At 68.8% G+C, this 18,205-nt stretch carries 14 protein-coding genes and 1 pseudogene; 2 read left to right on the plus strand and 13 right to left on the minus strand.

Annotated elements, in window-relative coordinates; translation table 11 throughout:
• The first annotated feature begins 107 nt into the window (after nt 1-107).
• A complete protein-coding gene (locus tag RCO27_RS18505; RefSeq protein WP_309004200.1) occupies nt 108-2,564 on the plus strand; it encodes a CHAT domain-containing protein in 2,457 nt (818 codons plus the stop codon).
• 6 nt (nt 2,565-2,570) lie between these two features.
• Here RCO27_RS18505 and RCO27_RS18510 read toward each other — a convergent pair whose 3' ends face one another.
• Entirely contained in the window at nt 2,571-3,311 is a 741-nt protein-coding gene (locus RCO27_RS18510) for an SPOR domain-containing protein (protein WP_309004201.1), read from the minus strand.
• Nucleotides 3,311-5,041, minus strand: a complete 1,731-nt coding sequence (argS, locus tag RCO27_RS18515) for an arginine--tRNA ligase (protein ID WP_309004202.1) — start codon at nt 5,039-5,041, stop codon at nt 3,311-3,313. The genes RCO27_RS18510 and argS overlap by 1 nt, the downstream gene beginning before the upstream one ends.
• A gap of 322 nt (nt 5,042-5,363) precedes the next feature.
• Here argS and RCO27_RS18520 point away from each other — a divergent pair, with 322 nt between their 5' ends.
• The gene (locus tag RCO27_RS18520; RefSeq protein WP_309004203.1) at nt 5,364-6,128 is read left to right on the plus strand and encodes a hypothetical protein; all 765 of its coding nucleotides are present in this window, start codon (nt 5,364-5,366) and stop codon (nt 6,126-6,128) included.
• Between the two features lie 26 nt (nt 6,129-6,154).
• Here RCO27_RS18520 and RCO27_RS18525 read toward each other — a convergent pair whose 3' ends face one another.
• From RCO27_RS18525 to RCO27_RS18570, 11 genes and pseudogenes are all read right to left on the minus strand, one after another.
• The gene (locus tag RCO27_RS18525; protein WP_309004204.1) at nt 6,155-6,643 is read right to left on the minus strand and encodes an anthrone oxygenase family protein; all 489 of its coding nucleotides are present in this window, start codon (nt 6,641-6,643) and stop codon (nt 6,155-6,157) included.
• Nucleotides 6,644-6,712: 69 nt separating this feature from the next.
• Nucleotides 6,713-7,861, minus strand: a complete 1,149-nt coding sequence (locus RCO27_RS18530; protein ID WP_309004205.1) for a DUF1501 domain-containing protein — start codon at nt 7,859-7,861, stop codon at nt 6,713-6,715.
• A 2-nt stretch (nt 7,862-7,863) separates the two neighbouring features.
• On the minus strand, nt 7,864-9,366 hold the full coding sequence (locus RCO27_RS18535; RefSeq protein WP_309004206.1) for a DUF1800 domain-containing protein: 1,503 nt from the start codon (nt 9,364-9,366) through the stop codon (nt 7,864-7,866).
• A 48-nt stretch (nt 9,367-9,414) separates the two neighbouring features.
• Nucleotides 9,415-10,575, minus strand: a complete 1,161-nt coding sequence (locus RCO27_RS18540; RefSeq protein WP_309004207.1) for a deoxyguanosinetriphosphate triphosphohydrolase — start codon at nt 10,573-10,575, stop codon at nt 9,415-9,417.
• On the minus strand, nt 10,572-12,311 hold the full coding sequence (locus tag RCO27_RS18545) for a tetratricopeptide repeat protein (protein ID WP_309004208.1): 1,740 nt from the start codon (nt 12,309-12,311) through the stop codon (nt 10,572-10,574). Before RCO27_RS18545 ends, RCO27_RS18540 begins: the two co-directional genes overlap by 4 nt.
• A 184-nt stretch (nt 12,312-12,495) precedes the next feature.
• The gene (locus RCO27_RS18550; RefSeq protein ID WP_309004209.1) at nt 12,496-12,987 is read right to left on the minus strand and encodes an alpha/beta hydrolase-fold protein; all 492 of its coding nucleotides are present in this window, start codon (nt 12,985-12,987) and stop codon (nt 12,496-12,498) included.
• A gap of 26 nt (nt 12,988-13,013) precedes the next feature.
• Nucleotides 13,014-13,340 (minus strand): annotated as a pseudogene (locus tag RCO27_RS19285) (alpha/beta hydrolase-fold protein); the annotation flags it as partial.
• Nucleotides 13,341-13,365: 25 nt separating this feature from the next.
• Nucleotides 13,366-14,895: a cell division protein FtsZ gene (ftsZ, locus tag RCO27_RS18555; RefSeq protein ID WP_309004210.1), complete on the minus strand. Its 1,530-nt coding sequence runs from the start codon at nt 14,893-14,895 to the stop codon at nt 13,366-13,368.
• A gap of 120 nt (nt 14,896-15,015) precedes the next feature.
• Nucleotides 15,016-16,278 carry a cell division protein FtsA gene (ftsA, locus tag RCO27_RS18560; RefSeq protein WP_309004211.1) on the minus strand — a complete coding sequence of 421 codons (1,263 nt, stop codon included), beginning with the start codon at nt 16,276-16,278 and terminating at the stop codon, nt 15,016-15,018.
• Nucleotides 16,275-17,207 carry a cell division protein FtsQ/DivIB gene (locus tag RCO27_RS18565; RefSeq protein WP_309004212.1) on the minus strand — a complete coding sequence of 311 codons (933 nt, stop codon included), beginning with the start codon at nt 17,205-17,207 and terminating at the stop codon, nt 16,275-16,277. The genes ftsA and RCO27_RS18565 overlap by 4 nt, the downstream gene beginning before the upstream one ends.
• Nucleotides 17,204-18,124, minus strand: coding sequence for a D-alanine--D-alanine ligase (locus RCO27_RS18570; protein WP_309004213.1), 921 nt, complete (start codon nt 18,122-18,124; stop codon nt 17,204-17,206). Before RCO27_RS18570 ends, RCO27_RS18565 begins: the two co-directional genes overlap by 4 nt.
• Nucleotides 18,125-18,205 lie beyond the last annotated feature (81 nt).

Below are 18,205 nucleotides of genomic sequence, written 5' to 3' on the forward strand. Positions count from 1 at the left end.
CGAAATGAAACCTTTCATCCCGAGCGGCGGCGGGCACGGCCTGCGGATTGCCGCAGGTTGAGAGCGTCATCCGCCGCGGATATGCGACGCCGCGGGAGAATATGCTCATGCCATATCCGTCTGGCCGCGCCGTTTCCTGGGCCTTCGCGGCCTTTCTTGCGACCGCGACTGCCGAGGCGCCAGCCTTGCCACAGGACAAGCCGGCAGCCGCCACCCTGTCGCCGCGCGACGCGGACATCGCGACGCTCCGCACCTTCATGACCGAGGGCCCGGGACGCGGCATCCGGCTGGACGACGCCGTCCGGGCCGAGACGCGCCTCGATCCCTGGCCGGAGTCGCTGCCCGATCGCGAAAGCGTCCGCGGCGTCCTCCAGATGTACGAGCTGGAACGGCAGTTCAATCAGGGGGTCTTCGCCGGCGGCAATCGGGTCGTCGAGATGGGCGTCAGGATGATTGCCGCCTCCGATCGGATCAACCGCGATCGCGAGCCCGATGCGTGGCGCGCCAGCCAGGCCCGCACGGCCGAATTCATCGGCCGCTATTTCTGGCGCTTCCTGCGCGCGCGCCATCAACCCGGCCCGGGCGAGTATCGTCCCGATATCGCCGTGACCGCCGATTGGCTTCGCGACCGCATCGCGCCGCTGCTCGACGACGAGGGTGTCGAGCCGGAGATGCGGGCGAAACTGCTCGTTGCGGTTGCCCGTGGCTACACTCCGGAAGGGCGCGCGACCTATGTCGGGCAGGAGAGAAACACGCCCGTCGGTCTCGATGTCTATCGGCGCGCCTGGCGGACGGCGCTCGACGGCGGCAAGGCCGATCTCGCCCGGCAGATCGTCTGGGAGGCGGCCGGCAAGACCTTCCTCGCCGATCCGGCCGGACGGCAGGCCGAGGCGCTGCTCGCCGAAGCCGCGCCGCAAGGGCCGGCCGGTTGGCTGGATTGGGGCGGCACCTATGAGATCCGGATGCGGATCGCCGAGGCGCGCGGGGATCATGCCGCGTTCGACAGGTTCTCGGAGCTCTGGATCGCGGCGCTGCGCGAGGACCGCGCTTTCGGCAACGCGCCGCTGATCGGCGGCGGGCCGGGGCCGGCGACGCAGGAGCGCGAATTGTCCTATGCCGCGATGCCGCTCCGGCGCGGCGATGCCCGTGCGGCGATCGATCGGCTGGACCTGCTCGCGAACCTCAGGGACGCACGCCTCTCGAGCGGCCTCAAGGCCCCCGTTGCTGCGGCTGCTCCCGCCCCGGCCCAGCTGGGGGAGGAACTTGGCGTCGACTATGTGATCATCGCGCTCGGCGACGGTGGCGGGCGGATCGATCCCGAGGTCGCGGCACGGGTCCAGCGCGGCGACACGACGCCGATGGCGCCGACCTCCTTCGTCGATTGGGGTCGGCTCGCCGTCGGCGCCGAGGCCGCCCGCGCCGGCCCCGTCTCCGCCGCGGCGCGTTCGGGCATCGATCCGAGGCTGTGGTTCCTGGAGACCGGACGCGGCTACGCCACCTATCTCCCCGAGGTCGACCGGTTGTCGGGGCTGCGCGGACCGTGGGGCGACATCCCGGAATTCATCGCGCTGATGACCAGCCGGCTGCCGCACTATGAGGACCAGTTCTTCGAGGCCTTCGGCAAGCCGATCGACGATCTCGCCGGCGGCCGCTGCGCCGCGGACCGCCCGCTCGCCGGTCGGACGCCGCGCATCCTGCTGATCGCTTCCGAAGGCCTCAACATCTATCCCGTCGAGATGGCGCGGGCGCCGAACGGCCGGCGGCTGATCGACTGCTACGAGTTCCGCCGCGCCCCGACCCTGGCCGCCGCCCGCGCCTCGGCTGCCGGCTGGCGAACGAGCCGGGAGCTCAGTGGGATCTCGGGTGTCTGGGATCCGCAGAACAATCTCCCCTTCGCCCAGGCCGAGCGCGCGCTGATCGCCGCCGCCGTCGGGAACCGCAGCGAGATCACCCCGGTCGATCCGACGACCGACGAGACCGTCTTGCGGCCGGCCAGCGGCGCCGACATCCTCCACATCGCCGCCCACGGCACCTTCAGCGCGGCCGGCCCGCTCAACACCGGCATCACCGTCGGCCCCGAACGTGTGCTGACCATCGCCGGCATCCGCTTCGTCTCCGATCCCACCACCGTGTCGCTCGCCGTCCTCTCCGCCTGCGAGACCGGCCTCAGCGACGCCAACGGCACCACCGCGACCGACAGCGTCGCCGCCGCCCTGATGGCGAGCGGCGCGGCCGGCGTGGTCGGCGCGCTCTGGCAGGTCGACGATGCCGTCTCCGCGCTGGTGATGGGCAAGTTCTACGAGCGGCTGCTGCGCCACGACCGGCCGCCGGCCGCGGCATTGCGCGAGGCGCAGCTCTGGGTCCGCGATGCCAGCACCGCGGACATCATGCGGTTCCTTGTCGAGAGCGAGCGGCGGGTCGATCCCGAGAGCCGGGCCTCTCTCGCGAGCCTGCGCGAGACGATCGCGACGGCGACCGCCGGCACGCCGCCCGGCGAGGCGCCGCTCGCCAACCCGATCCTGTGGGGCGGGTTCGGCTTTTTCGGCACCTATCCGGACCGTTGAGCCGGCTCAGCCGACGACGGTGCAGGCCTCGCCGGCAACCCGCAGGCGCCGGCAGACGTCGGCCGCGCCGGGACCGCTGGCGCGCAGGCGGTAGAGCGTGCGGCCGCCCGACTGGACCGGGATCACAGAACGGCTGAGCGGCGCAAGATAGCGGAAACGTCCGGAGAGTGCGGTCCACGCGCTGTTCGCGCTGGCGCCGGTCGAGAAGGCGCCGAGCTGGATCGTCGCGCCGCCGCCCGTGGCGGCCGGCGCCGGACGCTGCGGCTGCGGAGCCGGCGCCTGAGGCCGCTGTGCCTCAGCCTGTTGCTGCGGCGCTGGCTGCGGCGCCGGGCGGGCCACCGGCGTCTCCGCGACCGCATTGGTATTGAGCTGGCCCTGCGGCACCTGACCGGCGCTCGCGGCATAAGCGGTGTCGCCCTCGCCGGCGACGTTCATGCCGCCCGGCTCGTCGGGGCGCACCTTGTAGTCGCCCTCAGGCGCCGCGATCAGGTCGCCGGTGCCGCCCTCGCGGCCGCGATTGCCGAGCCAGAACAGACCGCCGACGATAAGCCCGATGGCGAGCAGGCCGATCACGACCGCGCCGACCAGCTTGGCGATTCCGGGACCCGCACTGCCTTCGTCCTCCTCGACCGCCTCGAGCCAGGGCAGCCGGTCCTCGTCCGGCGCCCCGGCGCTGAAATCGACGACCTCGTCCTGATCGAACGGCGTCGCGTCGCTCTCCGTCTCGTCCCCCCGGCGGCGTGGCATCACTGCATCTCCTCGACGGCCTCCACCCCCATCAAGGCCAGGCCATTGCGGACAATCTGCCCGATCCCGTCGGCCAGTTCCAGCCGCGCGCGTGTCAAATCGGGATTCTGTGCCACCAGGAAACGTTTTTCGGGATCGTCATTGCCCTTGTTCCACTGCGCGTGGAACGCGGCGGCGAGATCGCCGAGGTAGAAGGCGATGCGGTGCGGCTCATGCGCCGAGGCCGCCCCTTCGACGATGCGGGGAAATTGCGCGGCGAGCTTCACGAGATCGAGTTCGTCCGCATCGAGCAGCGACAGATCGGCATCCCCGGGCAGCGACAGACCCTCCTCCTTCGCGCGGCGGTGGAGCGAGCGGATGCGGGCATGGGCATATTGGACGTAGAAGACCGGATTGTCCTTCGACGCCTCGACCACCTTGGCGAAGTCGAAATCCATCTGGGCGTCGGCCTTGCGGGTCAGCATGGTGAAGCGCACCACGTCCTTGCCGACCTCGTTCACGACGTCCGCCAGCGTCACGAAATTGCCGGCCCGCTTCGACATCTTCACCGGCTCGCCGGCACGCAGCAGCCGCACCATCTGGACCAGCTTCACGTCGAACGGCGTCTTGCCTTCGGTCAGCGCCGCGACCGCCGCCTTGATCCGCTTCACCGTCCCCGCATGGTCGGCGCCCCAGATGTCGATCAGCTGGTCGGCGCTCTGTGCCTTCTGGAAATGATAGGCGAGGTCGGCGCCGAAATAGGTCCAGCTCCCGTCGGACTTCCGGATCGGCCGGTCCTGGTCGTCGCCGAACCGCGTCGCCCGGAACAAGGGCAGCTCGACCGGTTCCCAATCCTCGGGGGTCTCGCCTTTCGGCGCCTCCAGCATCCCGTCATAGACGAGGTCGCGCGCGCGCAGCCAGGCCTCGGCCGCTTCCGGCTTGCCTTCGGCCTGCAGCTCGGCCTCGGACGAGAACAGGTCATGATGGATGCCGAGAAGGGCCAGATCGGCCTTGATCATCACCAGCATTGCCGCAACGGCCTCGGTGCGGAACAGCGCCAGCCATTCGCTCTCCGGCTTGCCGACGAACCCGTCGCCATGCTCCGCGGCAAGCTTCTGCCCGACCGGGATCAGATAGTCGCCGGGGTAGAGGCCTTCGGGGATCTCGCCGATCTCCTCGCCGAGCGCCTGGCGATAGCGCAGGTGCGCCGAGCGGGCGAGCACGTCGACCTGACCACCCGCATCGTTGACGTAATATTCGCGTGTCACCCGATAGCCGGCGTGCTCCAGCACGGCGGCGAGCGCATCGCCGACCACCGCGCCCCGGCAATGGCCCATGTGCATCGGCCCGGTCGGGTTGGCGGAGACATATTCCACATTGACCATCTGCCCGTCGCCCATCGCCGAGCGGCCATAATCGCCGGCGTCGGCGAGGATCGTCTCCAGCTCGGCTTCCCAGACGCCGCGCGCGAGCCAGAGATTGATGAAGCCCGGTCCTGCCACCTCGACGCTCGTGACTTCATTGAGCGCCCCGAGCTTCGCCGCGATCGCTTCCGCCAATGCGCGCGGGTTCGTCCCGGCGCGCTTGGCCAGCACCATCGCCGCATTGGTGGCGAGATCGCCATGCGCCGGATCGCGCGGCGGCTCGACCGCCACCGCCCCGCGCTCGATCCCGCGCGTCAACACCCCTTCGCCTTCGAGGGCGTCGAGCGCATCGTTCACATACGCGGCAAAGCGGGCGTAGAGGATCACTGCAGCAATTCCAGTCTCGTAGGGACGGCGCGCTCTAGCGAACATGGGCGCAGATTTGAAGCGGTGGCTGCCAACCCTTTTCGGCTCCGGTCATGAATTCAGAATCAAAGCAATGCGATCAAACGTCAGAGCCAAAGCCTCGATCTTTTATTACTTATGTGTTATGATCAGAGGAGTATTTTGAATAAACTAAATGAACTGAGGGGGAAGGAATATGGCTGACTCGATAGATCCTTCGGATGCAAGAGAGTCAATCGACAAGATACCAACGGAAAGTGTGCGATCACAGCTAAATCTAGAGTTGAACGATATAATCAATAGAATGAAAACAGCGGATGAAAATGAAAAGAAAGTCCTTGAAGATCAAATTATTCAACTGAAAAGATCTGCAGATATCGCTTCGAATGTCAAGTTGTGGTCGAATTTTTCCAGATGGCTGGTAGGACTGGTCGTCTTCGCATTCTTTGTTTGCGTGGTCGGTTATTTTGTCGGCCTCGGCCCAGATCGATACTCATCGATTGAAGCGACTCGACCCATATTGGTTTTCACGCTCATTGTCGCCATGCTCGGTTTCGGCGGCCTTCTGATTGTTCGCGCATTATATGCCACCGAAGCCGATGACGCACTTCAAGGTCGCTATCGGCTCGCCCGGGAAGTCTTTCTGGTTTTCTCGGGTGTGTTTGGAACCATAATCGGTTTCTATTTTGGGGCGTCGGATCGCGAAGGCGTTCCGACCGAGCCGGAATTGAGCGTGGCCATCACCGAAGGCCGGATCACGGCCGCCGTCGCGCAGGGGACCGGACCATTCTTCGGCCTCATTGAATTTGAGAATGATGGCGGCAGGCAGATGAACGTGGACGGCCGTGTCCTCTCCCTCGACGTCAGATCGAACGAATTCTGTCCTGTCGGCGCGCGCCTGACCGTCATCGACGGCCGTGGCCAACGCGCCGAGGCGGAGATCGGTCGATCTGCAATAGATGCCAATCAGTGGCCACGTTGCGAAGCAACGCGACCCGAGACGAATGAGGCCGGCATGACCGAGGGTAATGAGGTCAACGGCGTCGATGGCAATGAGATCGGCGCATAACCACCCGAATGCCCGCAGAAGGCTGACTATCCGTCGACCACCATGGCCATGATGAAGAACCCCGCCGCGGCCAGACAGGCAATGGTGCGGACATGGTTCCACTGCGTCCAGCGGACCAGATAGTGCTTCCACAATGCCTCATTGTCCGCCGCCGGATCGGCGCGGTCGATCGCGTTGTTGAGTGGCACGTTGTACGCCATGGTCAGCCAGATGTTGCCGGCGAGATAGGCGAGCGCGCCGGACAGGAGCCAGCCCGACGCCTCGGTCCGCACGAACCCGCCGTAAAGGGCGAGGATCAGGCTCAGGACGCCCGTGCCCATGAAGACCGGGATGAACAGCGAGCGCAGGATTACCCGGTTGATCGACACCATCGCCGCCATCCCTTCCACCGGCGGGCGCTCGCCGAGTGCGCGCATGACGAAAGTCGAGAAGGCGAAATAGAGGCCGCCGATCGTCGCCGATCCCAAAGCGGCGGCGAGCGTCAGCACGAACAGGGCGATCGAAAGCGGCGCCATTCCCGTCCCTCCTGTTTTGCCCATTCATAGGGACGGCGCGGTCCGCGCGAAACCGCAAAAGCCGCAAGGTCAGGCGCGGATCAGACCCTCCAGCGGCCGGGCGCTGGCGATGTTCGGGAACAATGTCCGCCCGGCGCGCCCCGGATCGAGCCGGTAATGCTCCGCCATCGCGCTTGCGATCAGCAGGTCGAGATCGATCGTCGGCTTGAGGTCGCGGCCCTCATGGAGCGCCGCGTTGCCGAGGCCCGGCCAGTCGGCGATCACCCGCCCGCCGGCGACCGCACCGCCGAGCAGCATCGCCATCGATCCGGTGCCATGGTCGGTGCCGCCGGTGCCGTTCGGCGCGACCGTGCGCCCGAACTCGGTGGCGACGATCACCAGAGTGTTCGCCCAGTCCGGCCCGAGCCCGGTTTTCAGCGCCGCGATCATCGCATCGAGCCCCCGCAACTGTATCCCGAGCCGGGCACGCTGACCGGCGTGGGTGTCCCAGCCACCGGTCTCGATCACCGCGATCCGCGCGCCCTCGCCGGTCAGCAGGCGTGCCGCCAGCGTGCCGGTCGCCGCGGCGTTGCGGCCGCCGGCCTGGGCCAGATCGCCCGCTATCGCGCGGGTCTGCAGCGCCTGCTGCCAGGCAGCGTGAAGTTCCGCATCGCGTTCATAGAGCGCGCTCACCCGTGCGAGCAGATCGTCTGATGCGTCGGGCAGCGCAGAAGGAGCGTAGGAACTGACCTCGTGCGATCCGCGCAGGACCATCGGCACAGTCGCCGACACGGCGATCGCGCGCGACTCCGCCGGCGGCAGCAGGCCGAGCAACCGGTTCATCCAGCCGTCGCGCAGCGCATAGGCGGCGTTGCCGCCGGTCTCGAGCACGTTCTGCCCGTCGAAATGCGATCGCTCGCGATAGGGCGAGGCGACCGCATGGACGAACAGGGCCTCGCGCGCGGCATGGAGTCGCGCAATCTCGGCGAGATTGGGGTGAAGGGTGAAGTCGCCCATCCGCGCCCCGCTCGCGAAATCCTCGGCGAAGGCGCCGCGCACCTGGGCGAAGGCCGGATCACCGGTCGGGGCCAACGTGCCGAGCGCGTCGGCCGCGCCGCGCTGGATGATGAAGACGAAACGCCGATCGGTCGCCGCCTGCGCGACGGCGAGATGGGGCGCGGCGAGCAACACCGCGCCCGTGGCCGCCGCGCCACCCAGAAAGGCCCTGCGGTCGAACATGCTCATCTCCTGAGAAATTCCGGCGAAACGAGCAGAAGCGCAAGCCCCTGCGCCGAGCTCTCTGCCCGGGCGATCGCCTGGACGGTCGCGTCGCTCACCGCGCCGGGCAGCAGCCGGGGGGCGAGCCGGCGGGCGTCGATCGTCTCGGCGGTCCGGCCGGCGAGCCGTTCCGCCGCCTCGACCCGGCGCATCAGCGCGTCGGGGCCGGACCAGTTCGCATCGATATCGTCGAACCCCGCCGGCGAACCCGGTCGCCAGACCGGCTGGCCGAGCTGGGTGAGCAGGCCCGCCGCCGGCTGCGGCTGCACTTCGCGCGTGCCGACCGCGCGCAGGGCCGCCAGCGACCAATCCCAGGGGCTGCGGAACTTGGCCGGCGCCGGGGTCCATGCTTCCGGAGAATCGATCAGCGCGCGATAGACGGCCGGCAGATCACCGCCACTCCTCAGATACGCCTGCTCCAGCCGCTGCACCATCGCCGGCGGCGGCGCGTCCCCGGCGAAATGGCGGGCCAGCTTGGTGGCGAGGTGCCTGGCGGTCGCGGGATGGGCGGCGAGATCGGCAAGCACCGCCGTCGCCTGCGCCTCGCCCTCCTGGGCGTAATTGCGCCCCATGATCGTCCGTGGGCCCGGCTCGTGGATCATCGGCACGAAGGCGAACTCGCCCGGCGCGCCGCGAATGAAGCGCTGGCCGGGGCCGCGCGTGATGCCGGCCACGGTCCAGCCGGTCAGAGCGCGCGCGAACTCGGTCACGTCCGCCTGGGCATAACCACCGTTCACGCCGAGCGTGTGCAGCTCCAGGATCTCGCGCGCCAGATTCTCGTTGAGGCCGCGCTGCCGCCCGCGCTGGGCGATGCGCCGGCCGATGGTGGAGTCCGGCCCGATCGACACTGCCTGGTCGAGATAGAGCAGCATCGCCGGGTGCCGCTCGACCGCCATCAGCATGTCGGAGAATTTGCCCAGCACATGCGGCCGGATCGCCTCGAACTCGAGCAGCCCGGCAAGCCCGATCACGGTCAGCTTGTCCGCCGACACGGCGAAATGATTGGCCCAGAAATGGACCAGCCGCTCGACGAACGGCGCCGGCGCGGCGAGCGCGGCATTGGTCCGCGCGCCGACCAGGTTCAGATAATAATCGTGCGCCTGCCGCCTGACGAAGCGGCGCGCCTGGTCCGGCACATTGGCCATGGCGTCCGGCATTTGCGCCATGCCGGGCTGCGCCTCCGGATCTGGCATATCCTTCATCGCGGCCGGCTGCATACGCAGGCGTCCGCGACGGCCTGCGCCACCCGCTGCGCGGCGCAGCTGCGCCTGGCCGCGTTGTTCCTCGTAGAAGTCCGCCAGATCGGCGACCACGGTCTGACGCTGCGGCGCGGCGGCGATTGAGGGCGGACGCGGCTCGAAGCGATCGAGCTGCCCGAGCAGCCAGCGCTTCGCGTCGCCGGGCGGCGCCTCGTCAGGCCGGCCGCCAAGGCCGAAGCGATTGAGGGCAATGGCGATTTCGGTCATAAGCGGGCCTCGATCGGTCGATCCGATATAGCCCAAACGCGCCAGTCGTCAGAATCCTTCGGGCAGGTGCGCCGGGCCGACCAGCTCCTCGTAGCGGCGGACCGCATAGCGGTCGGTCATGCCGGCGATGAAGTCGCCGATCGCGCGCAGCGCGGCAGTCGGGCTCGCCTCAACCGGCTGCCATTCCGACGGCAACAGGCGCAGATCGTCGCGATAGGCGGCGAACAGGCCAGCGAGGACGCGTTGCGCTTCCTTGCGCACCGCCTGGACCGGCGGGGCATTGTACATGCGGGCGTAGAGAAAGCGTTTCAGCCGCCGCTCGTCGGTCGCGAAGGCTTCCGAGAAGCCGGCGAGCGCATGTCCCGCGTGCCGCACCTCCTCGGCATTCGCCACGCCGGCCTCCACGATCCGGCGCCGCGTCTCGGCCAGCACGTCGTTGACCATCGCGCCGATCTGCTCGCGGATCAGCTCGGGCAGCAAGCGCACCTGCGGCACATCCGGGAAACGCGCCCGCACCGCCGTCCAGTTCTGTTTCGCCAGCGGCACGTCCAGCACATCGTCGAGCCGGAACAGGCCCGCGCGCAGGCCATCGTCGACGTCGTGATTGTCATAGGCGATGTCGTCCGCGATCGCCGCGACCTGCGCCTCCAGGCTCGGCCAGGTGCCGAGCTCCAGCGGAAACTCGCCATCGGCTTCAGCGAGTGCCCAAGTCGCCTTGGCGACCGGCCCGTTATGCTTGGCCAGCCCCTCCAGCGTCTCCCAGGTAAGGTTCAATCCGTCGCAGCGGGGATAGGGCCGCTCCAGCTTCGTCAGCAGTCGGATCGTGTGCGCGTTGTGATCGAACCCGCCCGCCTCCGCCATCGCCGCCTCGAGCACGTCCTCGCCGGCATGGCCGAAAGGCGGGTGGCCGATGTCGTGGGCGAGGCACAGGGCCTCGGTCAGATCCTCGTTGAGGCCCAGCGCTCGGGCCATCGTCCGGCCGATCTGGGCGACCTCGAGGCTATGGGTCAGGCGCACCCGGAAATGGTCGCCGTCCGGGGCGACGAAGACCTGGGTCTTGTGCCTGAGCCGCCGGAATGGGATCGAATGGATGATCCGGTCGCGGTCGCGCTGGAAATCGTCGCGGGGGCCCCGCGTCGTCCGTCCCCCCTCCGCATGGCGCCGCCCGCGGCTGCGGGAGGGATCGGAGGCGTAAGGGGCGAGGGTCATCGGCGCGTCTGGAGGCGCTCTATCTCCTGGCCGGCCTCGCTTGTCCAGGCGAATGCCGAGACGCTGGATTGGCCGAGCCGGTTGACGAACTCCTGCGCCGCGCGCGGGGTGTCGAACGGACCGACCAGCAGCCGGCTGGAAGAGCGCCCGTAAGGCGCCGTGTAGATCGTCCGGCCACTGAGCTGCTCCGACGCCCGCCCCCGCAGCCGGTTGAACTCACCGGCGAGCCCCGCCCGGTCCGGCACGGTCGCGATCTGCACCCAGTGCCGGCTCGGATTCGCCGGCCGCGTCGCGCGCGCCGGCGCCGGCGCCGGCCGTGCCGGCTGGGCTTGCGCGGTCGTCGTACGCGCGGGTGGGTTGGCGCGCGCCCGCTCGCGGGCAAGGCCATCGGCAATCTGCCGGTCGGTCATCGGCGGCGTGGCGGAATTGGCCGGCGGCCGCACCGTCTCCTCCTCGCGCAGCTCGTTCACCAATGCGGCGATCTCGGAAAATGGCCGGGCGGGGATCGCAACGACTGGCGTGGTTTCGTCGGGCGGCGATTGCGCACCAGGTGACGGCTGCGTGCCGGAAGGAGTCAGAGAAAAACCGGGGGTCGCACCGACGGTCGAAGCGGGGATGGCCGTCGAAGTGATCGATGCGCCCGTGCCCGGCACATTGGGCTGGAAGCGGGCCAGCGGCGGCTGTGTGGTCGCCGATGAAGCAGGACCCGTCGGCGGTGAGACGGCAGGGTTCGACGGGCCAACGACGCGCGGGTTGAGTTCGGCGATCTGCGGACGGCTCCGGCCAGGCGCCGCATTCTCGATCGGCGAGACTGGCCATTGCCGCCGCGGCGGCATGGTGGTTCCCGGCGCGTCCGGTTGGGCGCGGGTCGGCGGCGGGACTGATGGCGGTGCGCTCGTCGGGGCCGGCGGCACGGTGCCGCTGCCGCGACTGGCCATCCGCACGGTACCGTTGCCGGGGAAGTGGCCGAAATGCGCGGCCATCGCTTTCTGCGCGGGCGTCAGCGACGGCAGGCGCGCGAAGAAGGGGGCCATCGCCTGTACCATGCCGGCCGGCATCACCCCGGCCGCGGCGCGATTGGCGCCCGCGGTGTCGCCGTTCATCGCCAGGATGAAGGCCTGGGTGCGCCAGGCCGCGCGATCGTTGCGCCGGAGCTGCGCATCGATCATTCGGCTCGCCGCCTCGCTCTGGCCGCTGATCGCCATCGACAGCGCCATGCGCCGGCGAATTTCGGGGTCGTCGCGGTTGCGGAGTGCCAGCGCATAATCGCGCTGCGCTCGGGCCGGATCGCCGACCGAGTCATAGGCAAGGCCACGGTCCCCGGCGATCTCCGCCTCGGGCGCGCCGAGCTGCACCGCCTCGGCAAAGAGATTGAGCGCCGCCGGCGCCTGCTCGAGCTGGGTCATGGCCACGGCGAGGCCGGCCTTCACCCGCGCGTCGCGCGGCGAAACCTCATCGGCACGGGAAAAAAAGGTCAGCGCCGCATCGGGATCGCCCATATCGAGCGCGGCGCGGCCGGCGCCGGCCAGGGCCGAGACGCTGCGCGGATTCTCGTTGAGGGCGGAAAGATGACGGCGCAATTCCTCGCCGGCGCCGGTATCGAGCGGCTGGACGACCGCGCCGGGCGGCAGATTGGCCGGCCGCCGCGGCGGCTGCGCCGAAAGGCTGGTTGAAAAGGCGGCGGACGCCAGCAGCACAAGGCCAACGCGGCGAGACCGCACCGTCGATGAGATCATGTCACATGTAGAGCCGCGCATGCCTTTACCGGCAATGACCGACGTGCCCGTCGTGCGCCGAGGCGGTATCGCAAGACGATGAAATCGCGTCTCCCCGGTTGCCGGGCGGCATCAGGCAAGCAGCCATGCCAGAACCTCGTCCATTTGCACGGCCGTCCGGGCGAAAGCGTGGCCGGCGCCCCCCTTAGACGCGCGTCTCCAGATCGCGACCGGGCCGCCATCCCAGTTCCGCCAGTCGCCGCGCGATCCCGATTTGATGCGGGGCCATGCCGGCGTCCATCATCAAGGTGCCATGATCCAGCCACAGCCGCCGTCCGGCCGGGCCGCCGAGCCGGCCGAAATAATCGGGCCAGAGCGTAAGCAGCTGCGGATGCTCGATGAAACGCTCGTCGTAGATCGGCCAGTTCGGTGACATGCACGCGGCGCGGTCGAAAGTCTGCTGCGCCTCGACGAAGATGGCGCCGGCCATCACACCGGCCTGGCTGGCGCCGAAGATGGCAGTGTCGAGGCGGTCCGCCAGAGTGCGGTAGCGCGCGTCGATGAACGGCTTCAGCCTTGTCGTGAGATATTGGATGAACCGCGCCGAGAGAAGCGGCCGCCCCGCGAGGCGCGCGATCTCACGATCGATCGCGGCGCGCAGACTGCCCTCCGACAGATCGTAGATCGTCTGCGGCATATATTGCCGGAAGCGATCGTCCCGAGATTGTCGATCGCGACGATCAGGACCGGCTCGATGCGGCCAGCGGCGGCAAGCCGGGCGACGCGGTGATCGGCGGCAAAGTTCTCGCCGTCGGCGTCGCTCGCGAAGGCCCACTGCCCGTCGAGCATGTAGAGCGTGCGGTAGGACCGAACCTCTTCGTCATAGCCGCACGGCAGCCAGATCCGGACGCGCAGCTCAGGATCATCGCCGGAACGAAGCGGCTCGACCGTCTCGATACGGCCTTGCGGCGCGTCCGGCGCGGCGATCGCAGATGCTGCCGCCGCGGCGGCAGCACCTATTACGAACGTCCGTCGGCAGACCAGCTGCATCGCGGATCGGCCGCTTGGACTCCCCCTACTGGTTGTTCTGCCGGTTGAGGAAACGCGGGATGTCGAGCGGGTCGCGGCCAGGGCGCACCCGCGGCGAATCCTCGTCGTCGACCTGGGCCTTGGCGGCGCCGCGGGCGATGCTCGACATGCGCTCGAACAAGGTGCCGCCTTCGCGCGGCTTGGCGGCTTCTTCGGGTTCCTCCTCGGCGTCGCGGTTCAGCCAGGAACGGCGCTCGCTCTGGCTGATGTCCTCGTCGCCGCGCAGCGGCGGTGCGACCTCCTGCCCTTCGAGATTGTCGAGCAGCAACTCGTCATCGCCGGTTTCATCGTCGGCTGGCTGGTCGAGCAGCATTTCGGCCGGCGCCTCGACGGTCTCGTCGATGAAGCTGACCGTCTCCTCCTCGGCCGGCGCTTCGGCGGCCGGCTCGGGCGGCGTGAGCGTGATCGAAGGCGCGGCCGACGGTGCTTCCTCGACCGACGGCATGGTGGCCGCGCGGGCTGGCGCCGGCTCGGCGGCCGGGGCAGCTGCGCCGCGCGAGCCCGGGAAGGTGAACACCTTCGCCTGCAGCGGCGTCGCCTGGGTCGCTTCCTCGACGTCGATTCCGGTCGCGACGACCGAGACGCGGATCTTGCCGTCGAGATCGTTGTTGAACGCCGAGCCCCAGATGATGTTGGCGTCCTCGTCGACCAGCTCGCGGATATGGTTGGCGGCCTCGTCGACCTCCATCAGGCGCATGTCCTCGCCGCCGGTGATCGAGATGATGACGCCCTTGGCGCCCTTCATCGAAACACCGTCGAGCAGCGGATTGGCGATCGCCTGCTCGGCCGCCTCGATCGCACGGTTGTCGCCCGCGGCCTCGCCGGTGCCCATCATTGCCTTGCCCATCTCGCTCATCACCGAGCGGACGTCGGCGAAGTCGAGGTTGATGAGGCCGGGCATGACCATCAGGTCCGTGATGCCGCGCACGCCCTGCTGCAGCACCTCGTCCGCCATCATGAACGCTTCCTTGAAGGTCGTGTTCGGGTTGGCGATGCGGAACAGGTTCTGGTTGGGAATGACGATCAGGGTGTCGACATGCTGCTGGAGCTCGTTGATGCCGGCCTCGGCCGAGCGGGCGCGCCGGGCGCCTTCGAAGGCGAACGGCTTGGTGACGACGCCGACGGTCAGGATGCCGCGGTCGCGCGCCGCCTTGGCGATCACCGGCGCCGCGCCGGTGCCGGTGCCGCCGCCCATGCCGGCGGCGATGAAGCACATATGCGCACCGTCGAGCGCGGTCTCGATCTCCGCGCTCACCTCTTCGGCGGCGGCCTTGCCGATCTCCGGCCGCGAGCCGGCGCCGAGGCCCTGGGTGATCTTCGGGCCGAGCTGGATCTTGCGGTCCGCGGTCGAATAGTTGAGCGCCTGCGCGTCGGTGTTGGCGACGATGAAGTCGACCCCCTGCACGTCCGACTGGATCATGTTGGCGATCGCGTTGCCGCCAGCGCCGCCGACCCCGATCACGCTGATCCTGGGCCGCAGCTCCTCCACTTCCGGACGGATGAAATCGATGCTCATTCCTCGTCTCCCCTATCCCCGCGCACCGCGTGGCGGATACCCTCTAAGCCCTTCTGCACGATGCGATTCCGCGGTGCGAGCGAAAAGTTAACAGCAGCGTCACGTTTTCCCCAACTTTCCTCAATACTGAGTCCGAAAAGCCGCAATCAGCCGCTGGACCATGTTGCCGCTCCGCCCGTCCGCCTGCGGCGCGGCGAAGCCGGCGCGCAGATCGGTGTCGTCCGAGGCGGCGAACTGGGCGAGCCCGGCCAGCGTCGAGAAGGCCGGACCGCTATGCGCCTCCGGCAGGCCCGCCATGGTCGGCCGCCCGACCCTGACGGCACGGCCGAGCACCCCCTGGGCATAATCCGCCATGCCCTTGAGTTCAGCCCCGCCGCCGGTCAGCACGACCTGCCGGCCGAACGGTCCGGCGAAGCCGAGACCTTTCAGCGCCGCCTCGATCTCACCGGTGAGCTGCTCCAGCCGCTGGCGCACGACGGTGACGAGCTGGGCGCGGGTGATGCGTGCGCTCTCGACGCCGTCCTGATGCCCGGCGATCGGCGCCAGCTCGATCATGTCGTGATTGTCGCGCGGGCTCATCATAGCAGAACCGTAGAAGCACTTGATCCGCTCCGCCTCGGTGCGCCGCGTGCCGAAGGCGGCGGCGATGTCGTCGGTGATGTCGCTGCCGCCCACCGGAATGGATTTGAGCCCGACCAGCATGCCTCCGGCGAACACCGAGACGTTGGTCACGCCGGCGCCGAGCTCGACCAGGGCGACGCCGAGCTCGCGCTCCTCGTCGCTGAGGCAGGCCTTGCCGGCGGCCACCGGCCCGGCGACGATCGCCTCGACGCCGAGATGGGCGGAGCGCACGCACAGGTCGAGATTCTTCACCGGCGAGGGATCGGCGGCGATGACATGGATGTCGACGGCGAGCTTCTCGGCATGAAGGCCGTGCGGCTTCCTGACCCCGTTTATTCCGTCGATCGTGTAGAGTGCCGGCATGGCATGGAGCACCATCCGCCCGGCCGGATCGATCGATTCCTGGGCGGCGCGGAGCAACGCATTGATGTCGGCATCGGCGATCTGGCCGCCGCCGATCGCCACCTCGACGCTGGCGACGTCGCTCACCACCCCGCCGGCCGAATAGCCGACATGGACCTGGTCGATATTGGTGCCGGCGATCCGCTCGGCCTGCTCGACCGCCTCGCGGATCGCGGTCTCGCTCTTCGCCATGTCGGCGATGAAGCCGCGCTTGACGCCGCGGCTCTCGCGCTGGCCGGTGCCGAGGATCCTGAGCCGCCCGTCCTCGCCCGGCTCGGCGATCATCGCCGTAACCTTGGAGGAGCCGACATCAAGCGCCGCGACCAGGTTGCGGGAGGGCGCCGGGGTCGGACGCCTCATATCGTCCTCGACAGGTCTTCGGGAATCTGGCCCGGATCAGAGGGCACCAGCTGCGGCACCGAGGAGCCCGGCTCGCGCGTCACCCGCACCACCATCCGCGCCGGATCGCGCATGTCGAAGCGCACGAAGCCGCGGCCGAGCAGCTGGGTCTGCTGGTCCATGCTGGCGAAGCGCCGGATCGCACGCAGCGCCAGATCATTCCCTTCCGGCAGGGTCAGCGTCTCACCGGTCTGGAAGCGGATGTCCCAGCGGCGCCCGCCGACCCAGGTCGCGCCCGCGACTTGCGGCCTGAGGTGCGGCGCGGCGGAGAGCAGGCCGGCAAGCGAAGCAAGATGGCGGTTGGCGTCCGCGCCGATCACCAGTGGCAGCTGCGGCATCGCCTCGACCCGCACCGGCTCCAGCACGACGCCCTCGGCATCGATCAGGCTCAAACGCCCGCCATTCTGCCAGATCGCCACCGGCCGCCGCTCGACGATGTCGACGACCAACGTGTCGGGCAGACGCCGCGACACCCGCGCCTCGCGGATCCAGCCGAATTCGAGCAGCCGCGCGCGGGTCGCCGCAAGATCGACCAGCGGCATCGCCATCGACGGCTGGTCGAAGGCGACATTGTAGATGTCGAGCCGCGAGACGCGCTCGGTACCGTGGATCTCGACGCGCTGCATCTTGAAGCCGGCCTCGCCGATCGCCTCGCCGAGCGTCAGGCCGGCGAGCTGCGGCAGGCGGAGCATGAGGACAGCCCCGAGCAGCACGCCGAACACGACCAGCGCCAGCAGCCAGCCGCCGATCCGCCGCACCATCTTCGGCGGCACACCCATCGTCTCGAGCATACCCGGCGTTTTCGACCGGCGCGTATTGACCGAGCGCGGCGCCGCCCGCCCCTTCGGCCGGGTGCGCTGCGCCGATCCGCGGGCGATGCGGGCGTTCACAGGGCCGCCTCCACCAGCCGCTCGACCAGCGTCGCATAGTCGATGCCGCGCGCGCGCGCCTGCTCGGGCACGAGGCTCAAGGGCGTCATGCCCGGCTGGGTGTTCACTTCGAGCAGATAGAGGCCGTCCACGCCCTGTTCGTCATCCCAGCGGAAGTCGGAGCGCGACGCGCCCTTGCAGCCGAGCAGGATATGCGCCTTTCGCGCCATGTCCATCGCCGCCGCGCGGACATCGGCGGGCACGTCGGCCGGGCAGACATGCTCGGTGAGGCCGTCGGTATATTTGGCGTCGTAGTCGTAGAAGCCCGCCTTGGGCTTCAGCTCCGTCACTTCCAGCGCCTCCTCGCCGAGCACGGCGACGGTCAGTTCGCGCCCCTTGATGAACGGCTCGGCGAGCAGCCGGCCGAACTCCTGCCACGGGCCCTTCGCGTCGCGGGCGATCGGATCGCCGTAATTGCTCTCCTTGCTGACGATGGCGACGCCGACTGACGAGCCTTCGTTCACCGGCTTCAGCACATAGGGCCGCGGCAACGGATCGGCGTCGTAGAGGCTCTCGCTCTCCACCATCGTCCCCGCCGGCATGCGGATGCCGTGCGGCACCAGCACCATCTTGGTCAGCTCCTTGTCGATCGCGATGACCGAGGTTTCGAGGCCGCTATGGGTGTATTTGAGGCCCATCAGGTCCATCAGGCCCTGCACCGTACCGTCCTCGCCGGGCGTCCCGTGCAGGGCATTGAACACCACGTCCGGATTGGCGGCGGCAAGCTGCTGCGCGACATCGCGGCCCATGTCGATCCGGGTGACACGGTGGCCGCGGCTCTCCAGCGCGTCGGCGCAGCCATTGCCGCTGGTCAGCGAGACCTCGCGCTCGGCCGACCAGCCGCCCATCAACACCGCGACATGCAACTTCTCCTTCAACGCATACTCTCCGTCATTCCAGCGAAAGCTGGAATCTCTTTGCCTTCAGCGCCGCAAGAGAAGGGGGATTCCAGCTTTCGC

Source organism: Sphingosinicella sp. LHD-64 (genome assembly GCF_031157375.1).
Taxonomy (GTDB): domain Bacteria; phylum Pseudomonadota; class Alphaproteobacteria; order Sphingomonadales; family Sphingomonadaceae; genus Allosphingosinicella.